This is a genomic window from Mameliella sp. MMSF_3455 (genome assembly GCF_030733205.1).
GTDB lineage: Bacteria > Pseudomonadota > Alphaproteobacteria > Rhodobacterales > Rhodobacteraceae > Antarctobacter.
Map to the genome: position 1 here is coordinate 212,140 of NZ_JASHJL010000004.1, position 17,802 is coordinate 229,941.

Annotated in this window: 14 protein-coding genes; 7 read left to right on the top strand and 7 right to left on the bottom strand. The window is 63.6% G+C overall.

The features are described from left to right. Nucleotides 1-95 precede the first annotated feature (95 nt). From RBB42_RS04355 to RBB42_RS04365, 3 genes are read right to left on the bottom strand one after another with little or no spacing between them, the layout of a single operon-like run. Nucleotides 96-1,055: a glucokinase gene (locus RBB42_RS04355; protein ID WP_305968285.1), complete on the bottom strand. Its 960-nt coding sequence runs from the start codon at nt 1,053-1,055 to the stop codon at nt 96-98. Between the two features lie 11 nt (nt 1,056-1,066). Then, the gene (locus RBB42_RS04360) at nt 1,067-2,389 is read right to left on the bottom strand and encodes a GH1 family beta-glucosidase (protein WP_305968286.1); all 1,323 of its coding nucleotides are present in this window, start codon (nt 2,387-2,389) and stop codon (nt 1,067-1,069) included. A gap of 9 nt (nt 2,390-2,398) precedes the next feature. Beyond that, nucleotides 2,399-3,421, bottom strand: coding sequence for a substrate-binding domain-containing protein (locus RBB42_RS04365; RefSeq protein WP_305968287.1), 1,023 nt, complete (start codon nt 3,419-3,421; stop codon nt 2,399-2,401). A gap of 244 nt (nt 3,422-3,665) precedes the next feature. Here RBB42_RS04365 and RBB42_RS04370 point away from each other — a divergent pair, with 244 nt between their 5' ends. From RBB42_RS04370 to RBB42_RS04395, 6 genes are all read left to right on the top strand, one after another. After that, nucleotides 3,666-4,931, top strand: a complete 1,266-nt coding sequence (locus RBB42_RS04370; protein WP_305968288.1) for an ABC transporter substrate-binding protein — start codon at nt 3,666-3,668, stop codon at nt 4,929-4,931. 80 nt (nt 4,932-5,011) lie between these two features. Continuing rightward, nucleotides 5,012-6,013 carry a carbohydrate ABC transporter permease gene (locus RBB42_RS04375; RefSeq protein WP_305968289.1) on the top strand — a complete coding sequence of 334 codons (1,002 nt, stop codon included), beginning with the start codon at nt 5,012-5,014 and terminating at the stop codon, nt 6,011-6,013. Nucleotides 6,014-6,025: 12 nt separating this feature from the next. After that, nucleotides 6,026-7,360, top strand: coding sequence for a carbohydrate ABC transporter permease (locus tag RBB42_RS04380; RefSeq protein ID WP_305968290.1), 1,335 nt, complete (start codon nt 6,026-6,028; stop codon nt 7,358-7,360). A gap of 91 nt (nt 7,361-7,451) precedes the next feature. Further along, nucleotides 7,452-9,104 (top strand): beta-galactosidase BglA, encoded by a 1,653-nt coding sequence (gene bglA, locus RBB42_RS04385; protein WP_305968291.1) that lies wholly within the window; start codon nt 7,452-7,454, stop codon nt 9,102-9,104. A gap of 22 nt (nt 9,105-9,126) precedes the next feature. Then, on the top strand, nt 9,127-10,215 hold the full coding sequence (locus RBB42_RS04390) for an ABC transporter ATP-binding protein (protein ID WP_305968292.1): 1,089 nt from the start codon (nt 9,127-9,129) through the stop codon (nt 10,213-10,215). Between the two features lie 161 nt (nt 10,216-10,376). Further along, nucleotides 10,377-10,772 carry a VOC family protein gene (locus tag RBB42_RS04395; protein ID WP_305968293.1) on the top strand — a complete coding sequence of 132 codons (396 nt, stop codon included), beginning with the start codon at nt 10,377-10,379 and terminating at the stop codon, nt 10,770-10,772. A 70-nt stretch (nt 10,773-10,842) separates the two neighbouring features. Here the strand turns inward: RBB42_RS04395 and RBB42_RS04400 are convergent, their stop codons facing one another. Then, nucleotides 10,843-13,302 carry a vWA domain-containing protein gene (locus RBB42_RS04400; protein WP_305968294.1) on the bottom strand — a complete coding sequence of 820 codons (2,460 nt, stop codon included), beginning with the start codon at nt 13,300-13,302 and terminating at the stop codon, nt 10,843-10,845. A gap of 233 nt (nt 13,303-13,535) precedes the next feature. Between RBB42_RS04400 and uvrA the strand changes: the two genes are divergently transcribed. Next, nucleotides 13,536-16,394, top strand: a complete 2,859-nt coding sequence (gene uvrA, locus RBB42_RS04405; RefSeq protein WP_305968295.1) for an excinuclease ABC subunit UvrA — start codon at nt 13,536-13,538, stop codon at nt 16,392-16,394. Between the two features lie 114 nt (nt 16,395-16,508). Here the strand turns inward: uvrA and RBB42_RS04410 are convergent, their stop codons facing one another. From RBB42_RS04410 to RBB42_RS04420, 3 genes are all read right to left on the bottom strand, one after another. Next, nucleotides 16,509-16,829: an excinuclease ABC subunit A gene (locus RBB42_RS04410; RefSeq protein ID WP_305968296.1), complete on the bottom strand. Its 321-nt coding sequence runs from the start codon at nt 16,827-16,829 to the stop codon at nt 16,509-16,511. Nucleotides 16,830-16,936: 107 nt separating this feature from the next. Next, the gene (locus tag RBB42_RS04415) at nt 16,937-17,140 is read right to left on the bottom strand and encodes a YgaP family membrane protein (protein ID WP_305968297.1); all 204 of its coding nucleotides are present in this window, start codon (nt 17,138-17,140) and stop codon (nt 16,937-16,939) included. A 72-nt stretch (nt 17,141-17,212) separates the two neighbouring features. Then, nucleotides 17,213-17,802, bottom strand: a 590-nt coding sequence (locus tag RBB42_RS04420) for an NAD-binding protein (protein ID WP_306043603.1), incomplete at its 5' end; no start/stop codon positions are given.

Genomic DNA, 17,802 nt, shown 5'->3' on the forward strand with positions numbered 1-17,802 from the left:
TTTCGGTGAGTGCCTTGTCCCGCAGGTATCGCCCGCGCGCGCAGGCGCGGCAAGGGCTTTGCCCAATCCTTTTGCACGCACTCTTGCGCGAAGGGTCAGGCCGCCATGATCTCTGCCAGATGCGCGGCGCAGCCCCTGAGTGCGGCGTAGTCGTCGGTGACAAGGTGGACCGGAAACTGGGTCATGTAGGCGTTGAACCGTCCCTTGTCGGCAAAGGCCTCGGCAAAGCCGAGGTGGAGAAGGTGGGGACCCAGGTGGCGCGTCACGCCGCCGACCAGGTAGATGCCGCCAAAGGGCAGTGTGACCAGCGCAAGATCTCCGGCGTAGCGACCCAGGAAACGCACGAAGAGACCTGCGGCACGTCGCGCGCGGGGCTCGCCGGCCTCGAAGGCGGCCATGATCTCGGCCGCCGGCAGCGGCAGGCCGTCGCCCTCGTCATGGCAGACCCAGGCATGGAGACGTTCCAACCCGCGGCCCGACAGGATCTCCTCGAGACCCGGGTGCCCGGTCCTTTCGGCCACCCAGTCGACCAGCCGCATTTCCTCGGTGTCCCGCGCCAGCAGCGAGACATGGCCAGCCTCCGCCGGGGGCACCAGAGTGCGCGCGCCCTGCGTGTAGACGGGCACGGCGTTCAGCCCGGTGCCCACGTTCACCACCAGCCGCACGGCGTCGGCCGGTGCCTCGCGCCCGGTCAGGATCGGCGACAGGCTGTCCTGGCCAAGGTGTGCGACGGAATAGCCTTGCGCCTGAAGGTCGTTCAGAACCGCGACCCGCGCGGCACCGGTCCGCGCCTTGAGCGAAGCCGAGTCCACCGTCCAGTCGAGGTTCGTCAGGGTGCCGACCCCATCGTGTACCGGCCCGGCCATGTCGACGCAGACACCGACGGGGGCCACTTGCTGTTCTGCAAGATAGCTGTCGAGGATCGGTTCGATCCCGGCATTTTCAGAGTTGCGAAAGCGGCGAATGCTGTCCTCTTGCACCTGGCCGTCCCGGCAAAGGGCGACCCGCGTGTTGGTGCCTCCGATGTCGGCGACAACGGTAAGCTCTTGCGTCATGACGTGGCCTTTCAGGTGGTCAGGGCTTTGGCAAGCGCGTGATACGATGCCTTGGGCGTCCGCGCCAAGGTCTCGAAATCGACATGGACAAGGCCAAAGCGCTTTTCGTACCCAAGTGCCCATTCGTAATTGTCCAGAAGCGACCAGGTGAAATACCCCTTGAGGGGGACCCCCTCGGCGATGGCCTGCCGCACCTTGTCCAGATGGGCGTCCAGGTAGACGGTGCGGGCCGGATCCTCGATCCTGCCGTCCTTCAGCACGTCTGCCGAGGCCATGCCGTTCTCCGTGACGTAGAGGGGTAGGTCGCCGGTATAGTCGCGGGCGGTGCGAGTCAGGAATTTGTAGAGACCCTCGGGATAGATTTCCCAGTCCATGAAGGTCTTGGGCAGCGGCCCTTCGACCTCGCGGTAATCGGGCCAGGGATGGCCGGCGGGGGCGATGAGCTTGCGCGTGTAGTAGTTGATCCCGCACCAGTCGAGCGGGGCGGTGATCGTTCCGAAATCCTCATGCCAACCCTTGGGCAGATGTGGCTCCAGCCCCTCCAGCGCGGCTGTCGGATAGGCCCCCTTGAACACGCCGCTCAAGAACCAGTGGTTATAGATTGCGTCGTAGCGGTCGGCGGCGGCGTGGGCGGCCGCGCTGTCGTCGGCAGGGTCGGCCCATTCCATGTTGAAGACGCCGCCAAGGTTTTTCATGCCCAGTCCGCGCATGGTGTCGATGGCGCGGCCATGTGCCAGCAGGACGTGGTGCATGGCGCGGGCCGTGGCCCGGATATCCCGGACGCCCGGCGCATGGTGGCCGTCGAAATGGCTCAACCAGGCGACGCACCAGGGCTCGTTGATGGGCGCGACGGAAAACATCCGGTCGCCGATGCGCTCCATGATGATCTGGGTGTAATCCGCGAACCAGCCCGCGATATCCCGGTTGCGCCATCCGCCGAGGTCCAGCAGGGGCGAGGGCAATTCCCAGTGATAGAGCGTGGCGCAAGGCTTGAGACCGCGATCCAGCAACGAGTCGGTCAGGCGGTCGTAGAAATCCAGCCCCTCCTGGTTCACCGGCCCGCGCCCCTCGGGCAGAACGCGCGCCCAGCTGAGTGAAAAGCGGTAGGCGTCGAACCCGGCCTGTGCGACCAGGTCCAGGTCTTCGCCGTACCGGTGGTAGTGGTCGCAGGCCTTGTCGCCGTTCTCGAAGCGGACGACGTTGCCGGGGGTGGCGGCGAAATCGTCCCATTGGGTGCGCCCGGCGCCGCCATAGGCGTGACCCTCGATCTGGTAGCTAGAGGTGGCGCAGCCGAAGAGAAAATCCTCGGGGAAGTCAGATCTCTGGTGTTTCATGTTCAACCTTCATTGCGCGGGTCCGGTCGAGCTTCCGATGATCAGCTCGGCCTCCATCAACTGGGTCAGGGGTGCATGCGCAGGGGTGCGGATCAGCTCCAGCAGCATTTCCGCGGCCCGCATCCCGGCCAGGCGTACCGAAGACCGCGTGGCGGTAAAAATCGGCACGTCGTGGCCATTGCGCAAATAGCCCAGGTCGTCGTCGTGCGTGATGACGGATACGTCCCGCCCCATTTCCAGCCCGGCCTCGTGGATCGCCCGGCGGACGCCAATGGCGGTGATCATCGAGGACACCAGGAAGCCGGTGGGCGGGTTGGCCAGCGACAGCATCTCTGCCGCGCTGCGGTAGCCATAGATCTCTGTCATCTCTTCGGAGCGCATCAGCGCCGGGTCCGGCGCGATGCCCCGGTCGGTCAACGCCCCCTCATAGGCAACGCGGCGGCGGTGGGCGAAATCCATGAACTCCAGCCCGTTGATCAATGCAATCCGCCGGTGCCCGAGATCCAGCAGGAACTCGGTCGCGCGCTGAAAGGCGCGCCCATTGTTGGTGTCCAGCCAGGAATAGGGGAGGCTGACCTGAGAGGCCCGGCCATGCACGACGAAAGGCAACCCCAGTTCGGTCAGCAGGGCGATCCGGCTGTCGGTCATGCGTGGACCGTGAACGATGATCCCGTCGACATTGCCGCGGTTTCGGATCGAACGATAGGCCTGTTCCTCGTCCTTGTCGTCGACGAGGCTGATGACCACCTCGTAGCCCGCCTTGGAATAGGTCTGACCGGCGCCGGCGATGAAGTCGCCGAAGATCGGATTCACCATCTCGTGCTGGTCGCTGATCGGAAGGACGTGACCGATGGCATGGGCGCGTCCCGTGGCGAGCCCCTTGGCCCTGGCGTTGGGGCTGTAGTTCAACTCCTGCGCGGCACGCAAAACCTTTTCTCGGGTCTTTTCGCTGACCTCGGGGTAACCGTTCAGCGCGCGGCTGACGGTGGTCTGGGAAAGGTTGAGGTGCTCGGCGAGCTGTTTCAGGTTCATGTCCTGATAAGGCTCAAAGCGCTTCGGATTTGTCAAGAGAAGACAGCATGGCCGTTGCTGTGTTGCAGAAAGCTTAGCCGCGATGCGGCATGGAAATTCCAACAGGAAAAGGTGAATCGTTGACAGGCTGGGTCGAGTCGCAGATAGTGACCGCACCCAAAGCGCTTTGAGAAACGTTGGTTTCGACGGGTGTGGGACACGCAGGAGAGCCCGCGCAGGGTGGCGCGGGATGGGAGGATAACCAATGAAGTCACCGTTTTACCTGAGCGTCGCGGCCCTGGCCCTGGGCGCCGGCATGGCGCAGGCCGAAAAGCTCACCGTCTTTGGTCCATGGCTGGGCCCGGACCAGGAGTTGGCCGAGGCTGTTCTGGATGCCTTTGCCGAGCAGTCGGGCCATGACGTGTCCTATGTCGGCTCGGACAGTTTCGAACAGCAGATCGTCGTGGATGCAGAGGCGGGTTCGGCGCCGCATGTCGCCATTTTCCCGCAGCCGGGCCTGGCCGCAGATATGGCGTCCCGCGGTTTCCTGACCCCGCTCAAGGATGGCACCGGCGACTGGATCCGCGAGAATTACGCGGCAGGCGAAAGCTGGGTCGACCTGGGCACATACGCCGATCAGGAGGGCGCCGAGAAACTGTTCGGCTTCTTCTACAAGGTCGATGTGAAATCCCTTGTCTGGTACAATCCCGAGAACTTTCTCGATTTCGGCTACGAAGTGCCCGAGACGATGGAAGAGCTTCGCGAACTCGAACAGATGATGATCGACGATGGCGAAACGCCGTGGTGTGTCGGTCTTGGGTCGGGCGGTGCGACCGGTTGGCCGGCGACGGACTGGGTCGAGGACCTGATGCTGCGCACCCAGCCGCCCGAGGTCTATGACCAGTGGGTCGCCAACGAGATCCCCTTCGATGATCCCCGCGTGGTGGCCGCGATCGAGGAATTCGGCACCTTCATCGAGGATGGCAAGGTCGCCGGTGGCCGTGGGGCCGTCGCGTCGACCGATTTCCGCGACAGCCCCAAAGGCCTGTTCTCGGCGCCGCCACAGTGCATGATGCACCGTCAGGCCTCTTTCATTCCGACCTTCTTCCCCGAGGGCACCGAGGTGGGCCTTGACGCCGATTTCTTCTACTTCCCCGCCTACGAGAGCAAGGATCTGGGGCAGCCGGTTCTTGGCGCGGGCACGCTCTGGGCGATCACCAACGAGAACCAGGCCGCGCACGACCTGATCGCGTTCCTGCAGACCACCGAGGCGCATGAGATCTGGATGGCCAACGGCGGGTTCATGACGCCGCTGAAATCGGTCGATCCGTCCAAGTTCAAGGACGAGGCCACTGCCAAGATGAACCAGATCCTGCTGGACGCGACGACCTTCCGCTTTGACGGGTCGGACCTGATGCCCGGTGGCGTGGGCGCGGGCAGCTTCTGGACCGGCATGGTCGATTATGCCGGCGGCAAGCCCGCCGCTGAGGTCGCCGCCGAAATCCAGGACAGCTGGGACTCGCTCAAGTAATTGCGCCAATCGACGGGCTGCCCCGCTGTGTCGGGGCCGCCCGCATCGACAGCCCAAACAAGGGAACAGGGGGGACCGTCATGCATCCGGCATTGCAGGGGCTTCTGACAATCGTGATCGGCGTGGGGGCCTGCCTCAGTTATTTCTGGGCGTCGAACCAGTTTCTCGACCGAGTTCTTTTCCCGGCCAAGGGGCCGAATGCGGGGCGCAACATCAACCGTGCCAACATGATCCGGCCCTGGCTGTTCCTGTTTCCGGCGCTCTTCGCGCTGACGCTCTACCTTGCCTACCCGGTTTTCGAGACGCTGCGCCTGTCGCTGACCGACCGTGACCAGGGCGGCGCTTTCATCGGCTTGGCGAACTACACGCAGATGATGGGCGAATCCAAGTTCTGGGAGGCGATGGGCAACAACATGCTCTGGCTGATTGTCGTGCCTGCGCTGTCCACGGCGTTTGGCCTGCTGGCGGCGCAGCTGACGGACCGGATTTCCTGGGGCAATATCGCCAAGTCATTGATCTTCATGCCGATGGCGATTTCCTTTGTCGGCGCGGCGGTGATCTGGAAACTGGTCTACGACGCGCGCCCGCCTGATGCCGAACAGATCGGCGTTCTGAACGCGATCTACGTTTCGCTGACCGGCAATGATCCGCAGCAATGGCTGACGATCCCTTTCTGGAACAACTTCTTCCTGATGATCGTCCTGGTCTGGATCCAGACCGGTTTCGCGATGGTGATCCTGTCGGCGGCCCTGCGCGGTATCCCCGAGGAGACCGTCGAAGCCGCGATCGTGGATGGCGCCAACCCGTTCCAGATCTTCTTCAAGATCAAGGTGCCGCAGATCATGCCGACCATCATGGTGGTCTGGACAACAATCACGCTGGTCGTGCTCAAGATCTTCGACATCGTCTTTGCGATGACCAATGGCCAATGGGGCACGCAGGTGCTGGCCAACTACATGTTCGACAAGCTGTTCCGCGCCAATGACTGGGGCGTGGGCTCGGCCTCGGCCATCGTCATCATGTTGCTGGTCACGCCGATCCTGGTCTGGAACGTGCGGCAGGCCCGCAAGGAAATGCGGTAAGGGAGCGGGATCATGGACAATATCGCAGGTCACAAGTCCTCGCTCACCTGGGCGGTTCATATCTCGGTCGTGCTCTTGGTGGCGCTCTGGCTGTTCCCGACGGTTGGGCTGTTTGTCTCCTCTTTCCGGACGGCGGACCAGATCGCATCATCCGGCTGGTGGAACGCGCTGTTTCCGACCGAACAGTCGCTGACCCTGCGCACGGACACCCCCGAGGCGCAGGTGCAGCAGGACGGGGTCTATGTGCTCGAGGGCAACCTGTTCGCCGTCGAGGGGCGCGAGACTGCCCCGATCTCTTCTTTCGGGGTGTCCTCGCGCGATATTTCGGCTTTCGCGCCCGGTGACACGGCCGAAATGCGGCGTGGCGGGACGATCACCGTACAGGAAAACGGCGATTACCGGGTGGAATCGGAAGAGGAAATTCGCGGTGGTCGCGGTATACGCATCTTCGTCACCGCCGAGATCCCACCGGAATTCACCCTGCGCAACTATGACACGGTCCTGGGGCAGGATGTGCTCAAGAACCTTGGCATCTACCTTGTGGCGGCTGTGGTGCTCTGGGGGGCCATGCGCTACACGCTGGCCGCTCAGCCTGCACTGGTGGCGCAGGGGGCGCCGGTTGTGGGCGGGCTGATCTTCTTTGTGCTCTTGGCGGCCACTTTCGGCCTCTCCAGCGGTGCCGCTGAGGGGGCGCAGACAACCGACGACATGGGGCGGGCCTTTTTCAGCACCCTGACGGTGACGGTCCCGGCCACGATCATCCCCATCGTCGTGGCCGCCTTTGCCGCCTATGCGCTGGCCTGGATGGATTTCCCGGGGCGTGCATTGCTGATCGCCTTTGTCGTGGGCCTCTTGGTGGTGCCGTTGCAACTGGCGCTGATCCCGCTGTTGAAGCTGCACCTGGCCATCGGTATCGGCAAAGGGTATCTTGGCGTCTGGCTGGCACACACCGGCTTTGGCCTGCCGCTGGCGGTCTACCTGCTGCGAAATTACATGGCCGGCCTGCCGCGGGACATCATCGAGAATGCCCGCGTGGATGGCGCGACAGAGTTCCAGATCTTTACCAAGATCATCCTGCCTCTGTCTTTCCCGGCGCTGGCCAGTTTCGCGATCTTCCAGTTCCTCTGGACATGGAACGACCTGCTGGTAGCCAAGGTCTTCCTGATCGACGCGACGGGCCAGACCACGGTCATGACCAACCAGATCGTCGAGCTGCTGGGCACGCGCGGCGGCAACTGGGAAATCCTGGCAACCGCGGCCTTTGTCAGCATCGCGGTGCCGCTGGTCGTCTTTTTTGCCATGCAACGCTACCTCGTGCGCGGCCTGCTGGCCGGCTCTGTCAAGTGAACACTGCGCCCCGGGCCTGGTCCGGGGCCGAACCCTGCGGGCGCCGGGACAGGAGGTCCCGGGACAAGCCCCCGACGCGAAGGACCATGACATGAACGCGCAACTTCAAACCCAGACCGATGCTGGCGCAGACAAGGACTGGTGGCGTGGAGCGGTGATCTACCAGATCTACCCGCGCAGTTACCAGGACAGCAACGGCGACGGCGTGGGCGACCTAAACGGCATCACGGCACGGCTGCCCTATGTGGCCAGCCTGGGGGTCGATGCGATCTGGATCTCGCCTTTTTTCACCTCGCCGATGAAGGACTTCGGCTATGACGTCAGCGACTACTGCGACGTCGATCCGATGTTCGGCACCCTGTCGGATTTCGACGTCATGGTGGATACGGCGCACAAGCTGGGCATTCGCGTGATGATCGATCTCGTTTTGTCCCATACCTCGGACCAGCATCCCTGGTTTGCGCAGAGCCGCGCCAACCGCGACAATCCGAAGGCGGACTGGTACGTCTGGGCCGATCCCAAGCCCGACGGCAATCCGCCCAACAATTGGCTGTCGATCTTCGGTGGCCCGGCCTGGCAATGGGATGCGCGGCGCGAACAGTATTACCTGCACAACTTCCTGACCGAGCAGCCGGACCTGAACTTTCACAATCCGGATGTGCAGGACGCACTGTTGAACGTCGTGCGTTTCTGGCTGGATCGCGGCGTCGACGGGTTCCGCCTGGATACGATCAACTTCTACGTCCACGATCAGCAGCTGCGCGACAACCCGCCCTTGCCGGTGGATCAGCGTGATGCCTCCATCGCGCCCCGTGTGAACCCGTACAACCACCAGTTGCATCTCTACGACAAGAACCGGCCCGAAAACCTCGACTTCCTGGCCCGCTTCCGGGCGGTGCTGGACGAATACAACGCCACCACGGCCGTGGGAGAGGTCGGTGACGCCCAGAAGGGGTTGGAGATCATGGGCGAGTACACCGCCGGGGACGACCGCGTGCACATGTGCTATTCCTTCGAGTTCCTCTCGGGCAGCCAGCCGGACGCGGCGCGCATTGCAGACGTGATGGAGCGGGTGGATACGTTGGTGCCGGACGGCTGGGCCTGCTGGGCCTTTTCCAACCATGACGTCGTGCGCCATGCCAGCCGGTGGGAGCTGACGCCCTCCGCGCAAAAGGCCTTTGCCACGCTGATGATGTGCCTGCGCGGGTCGGTCTGCATCTACCAGGGCGAGGAACTGGGCCTGCCGGAGGCAGACGTGCCTTTCGAGGACCTGCAGGATCCCTACGGGATCGAGTTCTGGCCCGAGTTCAAGGGGCGCGACGGATGCCGTACGCCGATGGTCTGGGAAAAGTCCAACCAGAGTGGCGGCTTTACCACTGGCGATCCCTGGCTGCCGGTCAGTCATGCGCATCTGGGCCACGCGGTGTCCGAGCAGGAGCATGATCCAGGCGCGCTCTTGCACCATTATCGAAAGGCGATCCATTTCCGTGCGGCCCATCCCGCGTTGGTCAAAGGGGCGCATGACAAGGTCCGCGCCACCGGCAGCGTCGTGCATTTCATCCGCAGTCACGAGGGCGAGGAGGTCTTTGTTGCCGTCAACATGAGCGCCGACCCCGCAGTGATCGAGATGCCCGCCGGCGATTGGCAGCAGATCGGGCAGGAACTGGGCAGCGCCACGGCCGCACCGGATGGCAAGCTGCATCTTGGCCCCTGGCAACCCACGCTGGCGCGGCGGCAGGCATGACAAGGAAAAAGGGGGAGGGGACATGGCCAACCTGAAACTGACCGATGTCGAAAAGACCTATGGCGGGACCGTTCAGGTGTTGCGCGACATCAACCTCGAGATCGATGAGGGTGAACTGATCGTCTTCGTCGGACCCTCGGGCTGTGGCAAGTCCACGCTGCTCCGGATGATCGCCGGGCTGGAAAAGATCACCGGCGGTACGCTGGAAATCGACGGGCAGGTGGTCAACGACGTCCCGCCCGCGCAGCGCGGCATCGCGATGGTGTTCCAGAGCTACGCTTTGTACCCGCACATGACAGTGCGCGAGAACATGTCCTTTGCGTTGAAACTGGCCAAGAAGAGCCCGGACGAGATCGAAGCCGCGGTCGATCGGGCGGCCAAGATGCTGCAACTGGAACCCTATCTGGACCGCCTTCCCAAGGCTTTGTCCGGCGGTCAGCGGCAGCGGGTGGCCATTGGACGGTCTCTGGTGCGCGATCCCAAGGTCTATCTCTTCGACGAACCGCTCTCGAACCTGGATGCTGCGCTGCGGGTGGCGACCCGGATCGAAATCGCCCAGTTGAAAGAGCAGATGCCCGATCGGACCATGATCTACGTCACCCATGACCAGGTCGAGGCGATGACCCTGGCCAGTCGCATCGTCGTCCTGGCCAACAAGGGGATCGCGCAGGTGGGCAGTCCGCTGGAACTCTACGAAAAACCCAACAGCGAGTTCGTGGCACAGTTCATCGGCTCTCCCTCGATGAACCTGCTGCCCGGCGAGGTGGTCGAGACCGGCGCGCAGACCCGCGTGCAACTGGACGGCGGTGGTACGGCTCTTTCGGACTATCCGACCAACGAGGCGGACAAGGGGCTGCGGGTCAATGTCGGCGTGCGGCCAGAGGATTTCGTGCCCACCGAGGATACGCCGATCTATTCCGGCAAGGTCGAGATCACCGAGGCTCTTGGCGAGGTGACGCTGCTTTATTTCGAGGCCGAAGGTGGGGGCGATCCGGTCATCGGCAAGCTGCCCGGCATTCACCGCGAAATGCGCGGCAAGGAGGTGTCCCTGGGCGCAGAACCCGACAAGGTGCACCTTTTCGCGGACGGGGTGTCGCTGCTCTATCGGTAAGGCACCTTGCGCCACTCGGCGGTACCCGACCTTGGCATGCTTCGTGCGCCCTCGTCATCGCGGGCAAGCCGTCTGTCCGGTTGCCATTGATCCACGTTCTTGCCATGTCCCGAGGCGGGGCAGGAGACGTGCGACATTGGCAAATTACCGGAAGGAATAGCATGGCCAAGGCAATTCACAGCATGATCCGCGTGCTCGACGAGGCACGTTCGGTCGATTTCTACCGGACGGCCTTCGGGTTGGAGATCGCGGAACGCAAGGACTTCGACGATTTCGCGCTTGTCTACCTGAGCAATGCAGAGAGCAGCTTCGAGGTCGAACTCACCGTGAACAAGGGACGCACCGAACCCTATGACCTGGGCGATGGTTATGGTCATCTTGCGGTTTCGGTCGCGGACCTGGACGACACCCACAAGCGGCTGACAGATGCGGGGCTGGCGCCGCGCAAGATTGTCGAGTTCGCACAGGAGGGAAAGAGGTTCGCCCGTTTCTTCTTCGTCGCGGATCCCGATGGATACCAGATCGAAGTCCTCGAACGTGGTGGCCGGTTTCAGTAAGGGCGCCGCTGATGGACAAATGAAAAAGGCCCCCGGGACGGGGGCCTTTTGCTTGTCTGGATGACCAGCCTTACTCCGGCTCGTAGGTCAGTTCGATGGGCTTGCGGAACAGCACCTTGTTGCCCTGGCCAAGGACGTAGCGCAGCTCGTATTTGCCCGGACCTTCGGGGAGTTTCAGCACCAGCGGGCTGTCCTCGGAGGTGTGCTTGTAGGTGCTGTACTTGTTGTCCGGCTCACCGACCCGGGCAAGGCTGATGTAGTCGCCCTTGTAGTCCGGGCCGTCCCAGTCCAGCCCCAGGACCGCGCCGGCCGGGATCTGTTCCGGTGCGTCGATGCTGGCCGTCACCTCGGTCAGGGTGATCTGGTTGCGCGCCACGACGCGGGGGCTGTCGCCCGCCGCCACATACCGGATCTCGTAGGTGCCTGGTTCCGCCGGGAGCCGCAGCAGCAGCGGAGAGCCTTCGCGGGTGTAGGTGTAGAAGTGGTACTTGTTGTCGGCCATGTCCGCGTCGGCCACAGTGACATAGTCCTTGTCGTAGCCGGGGCCGTCCCATGTCACCAGCACCGAGGCACCGGCCCGCGCCTCTGTGACCACGTCGAGCGTCGCGCTGACGTCCGAGACCTCGATGGTCTTGGTGGCCAGCACGGTGCGGTCCTGCCGCATGACATAGCGGATCTCGTAGGTGCCGGCATCGGCGGGCAGGGTCAAGTCCAGTGGAGAGCCTTCACGGGTGTAGGTATAGTTGACATACCCGTTGTCGCCGATCTCGGACACCGTGATGTAGTCACCTTCGTAGTCCGGCCCGGTCCAGGTCACGGGGATGTCCGATCCCGCCGCGCCGGTCGGGGCCACGTCCAGCGTGGCCGAAACCTCTGTCACCTCGATCATCCGCGTGGCCAGAACGGTGCGGTCCTGGCGCATGAAATAGCGCAATTCGTAGGTGCCCGGCTCGGAGGGCATCTTGAGCGTCAGGGGCGCACCCTCGCGGGTGTAGGTGTAGTTGACATAGCCCTTGTCGTCCGGCTTGGACACGGCGATGTAATCGCCCTCGTAGTCCGGCCCGGTCCAGGTCACGGGGATGTCGGCGCCCACCTCCGCCGTCTCGGCGGCCTCGAGGCTGGCGTCCAATGCCGTCACCTCGATCATGCGGGTGGCCAGAACGGTACGGTCCTGACGCATGAAATAACGCAATTCGTAGGTGCCGGGTTCGGGCGGCATCACCAGCGAGGCGGGAGAGCCTTCGCGCGTGTAGGTGTAATTGACATAGCCCTTGTCGCCCGGCTCCGAGACGGCGATGTAATCACCCTCGTAATCCGGTCCGGTCCATGTGACCGGAATGCTTGCGCCGGCGGGGGCGCTGCCGTCCGCGTCCAGGCTGGCCTCTGCCGCAGTGACGGTGATCGCCTGCGTGGCAAGCGTCTGGCGTCCGTCCCGCAGCACATAGCGCAGCTCATACGCGCCGGGCTCGGGCGGCATCACCAGTTGTGCGGGCGTCCCGTCACGGGTGTAGGTGTAATTCACATAGCCATTGTCATCGGGTTTGGAGACGGTGACGTAATCGCCGTCCTCGTCAGGGCCCTCCCAGGTGACGGGGATCGTCGATCCGGCCACCGCCTGTTCCGGCCCGCTGACCAGCGCCTCGGGCAGGGAACTGGGCAGGACGAGGTTGATGGTCTGCGTGGCGTCGGTCACGTCAAAGCTCTTCTCGACGCTACTCTCGTCCTCGGGTCGCAGGACGGTCACGGTATAGCTGCCGGCGGGCAGGTCGATGTCCAGCGAGGCACTTTGCTGGAAATCGACGATCACCTCTTCGCCGCGGCGGACGTCCCAGACCAGCGGCGTTTCGATGGTGCCGCCGTCGGCGCCGTCCTGCGCCACGAAACGGGTTGCATAGGTGGCCGCCGGCTGCGCCTGTGTCACCTCGGTCAGGGCCTTGCCCAGCTCGCTGGCATTGGCCGCCAGCAGGAACTGGCCGCCGGTCTCGTCGGCCATGCATTGCATCTGGCGGCGTGCCTCGGGGTCGCTGACATCGAAGCCGACCACATGCACGGTCAGGTCCACGCCGGCCTCTTCCAGCGCGCGGGCAGCGGCGCAGGGATCGGGGTTGCAGGTCTCGATCCCGTCAGAGACCAGGATCACGGTGGCCGGGTCCTCGGTGTACTTCAAGGCCTCGGCGGCCTGTATGACGGCGTCGGTCATCGGTGTTTTGCCGCGGGGGCGCAGCCTGTTCACCTGGGCGGCGATGGCGTCGCGGCTGGCGGCGCCCGGTTCGACAAGCGTCTGGATGTCGGTGCAATCGCCCTTGGTGCGGTGGCCGTAGGCGGTCAGCCCCAGCGTCTGCGTCTCGGGCAGGGTGGCCAGCAGATCGCCGACCACGCCCTGGGCGATGGTGATCTTGGCGACGCCGTCAATCTGGCCCCACATGGAGCCGGAGGCGTCGAGAACGAGAATGGAGCGTTGATCCTCCTGCGCGGTGGCAAGCGCGGGAACAAGGCAAAGCGCCAGAGCGGCGCGGCGAAACGCGGTCATGAAATCCCCCCTTCAGGCGGTAATACGCCGTTACCCTGCACCGAGGGCACTGCCCGGGCAAGGAAAGGTTTACCCGACTGGCGCCCGCTGTCCGAACAGCCTGCGGCGAGAGGAAGCACGCCGGTGGAAATCCGGGCGCCGCCGTCTTTGTTCACACTTCGTTCACGTTTTTCGATTGGCGGTCTCGCCGAATTCAACTATGTCTACGCAGGTTGGAATGCCGGGGGTAAGTGATGCCGGAACTCAAGCAGATCGAAGTCCGCGGGGCGCGCGAGCACAATCTCAAGTCGATCGACGTGGATATCCCACGAGATCAACTGGTTGTCATCACCGGCCTCAGCGGGTCGGGCAAGTCTTCGTTGGCCTTCGACACGATCTACGCCGAGGGGCAGCGCCGTTATGTCGAGTCGCTGTCTGCCTATGCGCGGCAGTTTCTGGACATGATGGAAAAGCCCGACGTCGACCACATCAGTGGTCTGTCGCCGGCAATTTCCATCGAGCAGAAGACGACCTCGAAGAACCCGCGTTCGACCGTTGGGACGGTGACCGAGATCTACGACTACATGCGCCTGCTGTTCGCCCGCGTCGGCACGCCCTATTCGCCCGCCACCGGCCTGCCGATCGAGGCACAACAGGTGCAGGACATGGTGGACCGCGTCATGGGAATGGAGGAAGGCACCCGCGCTTACCTGCTGGCCCCCATCGTGCGCGACCGCAAGGGCGAATACCGCAAGGAATTTCTGGAGCTCCGCAAGCAGGGTTTCCAGCGGGTCAAGGTGGACGGCGAGTTTTACGAACTGGATGAGCCGCCGACTCTGGACAAGAAGTTTCGTCACGACATCGACGTTGTCGTCGACCGGATTGTCGTGCGCGAAGGGATGGAGACCCGGCTGGCAGACAGCTTTCGCACCGCGCTGGACCTGGCAGATGGGATCGCTGTGCTGGAAACCGCCCCGCGCGAGGGTGACCCCGAGCGGATCACCTTCAGCGAGAATTTCGCTTGCCCTGTCAGTGGTTTCACCATCCCCGAGATCGAACCGCGCCTGTTCTCCTTCAACGCGCCGTTCGGCGCCTGCCCGGAATGTGACGGGCTGGGGGTTGAGCTTTTCTTTGACGAACGTCTGGTGGTGCCCGACCAGACACTCAAGATCAGCGACGGCGCGCTGGCACCCTGGCGCAAGGGCAAGAGCCCGTATTTCCTGCAGACCATCGAGGCGATCGCAAGGCACTACGAGTTCGACAAGAATGCGCGGTGGAAGGACCTTCCGGCGCATGTCCAGCAGGTGTTCCTTTACGGTTCGGGCGACGAGGAAATCCAGTTCCGCTACGACGAGGGCGGACGCGTCTACCAAGTGAGCCGGGTCTTCGAGGGTGTCATTCCCAACATGGAACGGCGCTATCGCGAGACGGATTCCAATTGGATCCGCGAGGAATTCGAGCGGTACCAGAACAACCGCGATTGCGGCACCTGCGGCGGCTACCGCCTGCGGGAAGAGGCGCTGGCGGTCAAGATCGCCGGGTTGCACGTTGGACAGGTGGTCGAAATGTCGATCAAACAGGCCTTCGACTGGTGCGAGACGGTGCCCGCCAGCCTGACCAGCCAGAAGAACGAGATCGCCAAGGCCATCCTCAAGGAGATCCGCGAGCGGCTGGGCTTTCTGAATAACGTGGGACTTGAATACCTCACGCTAAGTCGTTCTGCGGGAACACTTTCCGGTGGCGAGAGTCAGCGTATCCGGCTGGCCAGCCAGATCGGGTCGGGACTGACCGGGGTTCTCTACGTCCTTGACGAGCCGTCGATTGGTCTGCACCAGCGGGACAACTCGCGGTTGCTCGACACGCTCAAGAACCTGCGCGACCAGGGCAACACGGTGTTGGTGGTGGAACATGATGAAGAGGCGATCCGCGAGGCGGATTACGTCTTTGACATCGGGCCCGGCGCCGGGGTGCATGGCGGTCAGGTCGTGTCGCAGGGCACGCCAGAGGAGGTTGCGGGTGATCCCGCGAGCATGACCGGTCAGTACCTGAGCGGCACGCGCGAAATCTCGGTGCCCGACAAGCGGCGGAAAGGAAACAAGAAAAAGCTGAAGGTGGTCAAGGCGACGGGGAACAACCTGAAAGAGGTGACCGTCGATTTCCCGCTGGGCAAGTTTGTTTGCGTGACCGGGGTTTCGGGCGGCGGAAAGTCCACGCTGACCATCGAGACGCTGTTCAAGACGGCCAGCATGGCGCTGAACGGCGCGCGACAGACGCCGGCGCCCTGCGAAACGATCAAGGGACTGGAGCACCTGGACAAGGTCATCGACATCGACCAGCGGCCCATCGGACGGACTCCGCGTTCGAATCCAGCGACTTACACCGGTGCTTTCACCCCGATCCGCGATTGGTTCGCCGGTCTTCCAGAGGCCAAGGCGCGCGGCTACAAGCCGGGGCGGTTCAGCTTCAACGTCAAGGGCGGGCGCTGTGAGGCTTGCCAGGGCGATGGTGTCATCAAGATCGAGATGCACTTTTTGCCCGATGTCTACGTCACCTGCGAGACCTGCAAGGGCGCGCGCTACAACCGTGAAACGCTGGAAGTTCTCTTTAAAGGCAAGAGCATAGCCGACGTTCTTGAGATGACGGTCGAGGACGCGCAGGAGTTCTTCAAGGCGGTTCCGGCGATACGGGACAAGATGGATGCGCTGATGCGCGTGGGGCTGGGCTATATCAAGGTGGGCCAGCAGGCGACGACGCTGTCGGGCGGTGAGGCGCAGCGGGTCAAGCTGTCCAAGGAACTGGCCAAGCGTTCGACGGGCCGCACGCTCTATATCCTGGATGAGCCGACCACGGGCCTGCACTTCGAGGATGTGCGCAAGCTATTGGAAGTGTTGCATGAACTGGTCGAGGCCGGGAACACGGTGGTGGTGATCGAACACAATCTCGACGTCATCAAGACCGCCGATTGGATCATTGATATCGGTCCGGAAGGCGGCGACGGCGGTGGCCAGATCGTTGCCGAGGGCACGCCGGAAAAGGTGGCCGAGGTCGAGGCCTCTCACACCGGGCGCTACCTCAAGCCGATGCTGAAACCGCGCAAGGTGGCGGCCGAGTAGCGGGCCGATTTTTTGTACGAAACGTACAAAACGTACAGCGATTCCAGCAAAACGTACAAAACGTACAAATCGCGCCAGAAATGAAATTGGAGGGCCTTTCGGCCCTCCGCGGGATCAGTCGAGAAGCGCGGCCAGAGAGCCGATGAAATTCAGGATCTCGCCGGTCTCGCGGTCCACCCGCACGACCTGGTCCCCAAGACGATAGTAGGTGCGATCCGGGTCCAGCCCGTAGCGCAGCGGATCGCCCAAGATGACATGGTCATCGGTGATGTAATGGCGGTCAGGTGCCTGGACCCGCTTCTTGGCCAAACCGGGCGGCACGCAGGCGGGGTCCTTCTTGGCAAGCCCGGGCGGGCAGCCCTTGGGCTGGGCCGTGGCGGGCAGCGCTAGCGGCATGGCGATCAGGATGAGGATGGCAAGCGAGCGGGTTTGCATGGTCGGATCTCCTGTGTCTTCGGAGGGCAATACCGTCCCAAGCCAGCGGGTTCCGAGAAAAGTCACGCCCCCGGCAAAGACTTGCCGGGGGCGACATGCATGCGCGGTTACTTGCGGGCGCAGGTCCTGATGCCAAGCAGGCTGTAGGGCGGGCAGGATCCCATCGCCGCGGTGGCCAGCATGACGACGCCGACGACCAGGGCGATCCAGGCCCAGGTGCCGCTGAGCCAAGCAAAGAAGGCGATCACCAGAAGAACGCCCAGAACCGCACGGATGGCGCGATCGGCGGACCCCATATTTTTCTCGAACATAACTTCCCCCAGACAAAGGTTCACTTCCGGGTCCGTCATGACTCGGATCACGATTCGAGAATATGATTTGGATCAACCGCGCCCGCGCGTCTCGAAGCGGGGCAGCATGGCCGAGAAGTCGCGGCCCGCGCCGTCCTCTTCCTCGACGAAGCGGCGGTAGAGGTCCATTGCCGCCTGGCCCAGCGGCGTGTCTGCATCGACCTCGCTTGCGGCCTGCTGGCTCAGGCGCAGGTCCTTGAGCATCAGGTCGGCGGCGAACCCGGGCTGATAGTCGTTGTCCGAGGGCGATTGCGGTCCGACGCCCGGGGCGGGGCAATAGGTGGTCATCGACCAGCTTTGTCCCGAGGAGGTCGAGACCACGTCATACATCGCCTCGCGCGAGAGGCCCAGCTTGTCGGCCAGGGCAAAGGCCTCGCAGGTGGCGATCATGGTCACGCCGAGGATCATGTTGTTGCAGATCTTCGCCGCCTGGCCGTTGCCCGGGGTGCCGCAATGTACCGCCTTCTGGCCCATGACCTCGAACAGGGGCAGGGCGCGGGCAAAGGCGGCGTCGGACCCGCCGACCATGAAGGTCAGCGTGCCGCCCGCCGCGCCGCCGACACCGCCCGAAACCGGCGCATCCATGGCCTCGACCCCGTGGGCGGCGGCCATTTCGGCGGCGG

Excerpts from the sequence above, each read along its gene's own strand:
- RBB42_RS04380 (WP_305968290.1), top strand. The coding sequence starts at position 6,026 with ATGGACAATATCGCAGGTCACAAGTCCTCGCTCACCTGGGCGGTTCAT.
- uvrA (WP_305968295.1), top strand. The coding sequence starts at position 13,536 with ATGCCGGAACTCAAGCAGATCGAAGTCCGCGGGGCGCGCGAGCACAAT.
- RBB42_RS04365 (WP_305968287.1), bottom strand. The coding sequence starts at position 3,421 with ATGAACCTGAAACAGCTCGCCGAGCACCTCAACCTTTCCCAGACCACC.
- RBB42_RS04360 (WP_305968286.1), bottom strand. The coding sequence starts at position 2,389 with ATGAAACACCAGAGATCTGACTTCCCCGAGGATTTTCTCTTCGGCTGC.
- bglA (WP_305968291.1), top strand. The coding sequence starts at position 7,452 with ATGAACGCGCAACTTCAAACCCAGACCGATGCTGGCGCAGACAAGGAC.
- RBB42_RS04375 (WP_305968289.1), top strand. The coding sequence starts at position 5,012 with ATGCATCCGGCATTGCAGGGGCTTCTGACAATCGTGATCGGCGTGGGG.
- RBB42_RS04395 (WP_305968293.1), top strand. The coding sequence starts at position 10,377 with ATGGCCAAGGCAATTCACAGCATGATCCGCGTGCTCGACGAGGCACGT.
- RBB42_RS04390 (WP_305968292.1), top strand. The coding sequence starts at position 9,127 with ATGGCCAACCTGAAACTGACCGATGTCGAAAAGACCTATGGCGGGACC.
- RBB42_RS04355 (WP_305968285.1), bottom strand. The coding sequence starts at position 1,055 with ATGACGCAAGAGCTTACCGTTGTCGCCGACATCGGAGGCACCAACACG.
- RBB42_RS04370 (WP_305968288.1), top strand. The coding sequence starts at position 3,666 with ATGAAGTCACCGTTTTACCTGAGCGTCGCGGCCCTGGCCCTGGGCGCC.
- RBB42_RS04400 (WP_305968294.1), bottom strand. The coding sequence starts at position 13,302 with ATGACCGCGTTTCGCCGCGCCGCTCTGGCGCTTTGCCTTGTTCCCGCG.
- RBB42_RS04415 (WP_305968297.1), bottom strand. The coding sequence starts at position 17,140 with ATGTTCGAGAAAAATATGGGGTCCGCCGATCGCGCCATCCGTGCGGTT.
- RBB42_RS04410 (WP_305968296.1), bottom strand. The coding sequence starts at position 16,829 with ATGCAAACCCGCTCGCTTGCCATCCTCATCCTGATCGCCATGCCGCTA.